Source organism: Ensifer aridi (assembly GCF_002078505.1).
Lineage (GTDB): Bacteria > Pseudomonadota > Alphaproteobacteria > Rhizobiales > Rhizobiaceae > Sinorhizobium > Sinorhizobium aridi.
This window is the reverse complement of the sequence record NZ_LUAV01000048.1, coordinates 1079-1651: the sequence shown is the minus strand read 5'-3', so window position 1 is coordinate 1651 and position 573 is coordinate 1079. Positions and strand designations below refer to the sequence as shown.

Below are 573 nucleotides of genomic sequence, written 5' to 3'. Positions count from 1 at the left end.
GGCGGAGATCGGTGGCCCGCCCTTTCGTGCGATTGAAAGACGAGGGTTGCTCGGATGGGCCGAGCCGATCCTCACGCACGGAGGGCGAGCCATGGGGGAGTATAACGAAGCATTTGTCGCGTTTGACGTGGCCAAGAAGAAGCACGCGGTGGCGATCGCGGAGGGCGGCCGGTCGGGCGAAGTTCGGTTCGTCGGCGAGGTCGAGAATAATCCTGCGACGATAGAGCGGACGATCAAGAAGCTGGGAAAGAAGTATGATCGACTGCACGTCTGCTTCGAGGCCGGGCCGACGGGTTACGGGTTGTACCGTCAGGTCCGCGATCTTGGGCACGACTGCATGGTGGTTGCGCCGGCCCTGATCCCGAAGCGGTCGGGCGAGCGAGTCAAGACGAACCGGCGGGACGCGGTCACGCTGGCGCGGCTGCACCGAGCGGGCGAGCTGACCGGGGTATGGGTGCCGGACGTCGTCCACGAGGCTGTCCGCGATCTGGTCCGGGCTCGGGAAGCCAGCGCCGACGACCTGCGCCGCAAACGCCAGCAACTACTCTCTTTCCTCCTGCGCCATGGGCGGAT

1 protein-coding gene is annotated in these 573 nt (G+C 65.6%); it reads left to right on the top strand.

Going from position 1 to position 573, the window contains the following annotated elements; genetic code table 11:
* Positions 1-91: 91 nt before the first annotated feature.
* Positions 92-573 (top strand): IS110 family transposase (locus AYK65_RS31015; RefSeq protein WP_139793407.1); only part of this gene is annotated, 482 nt, incomplete at its 3' end.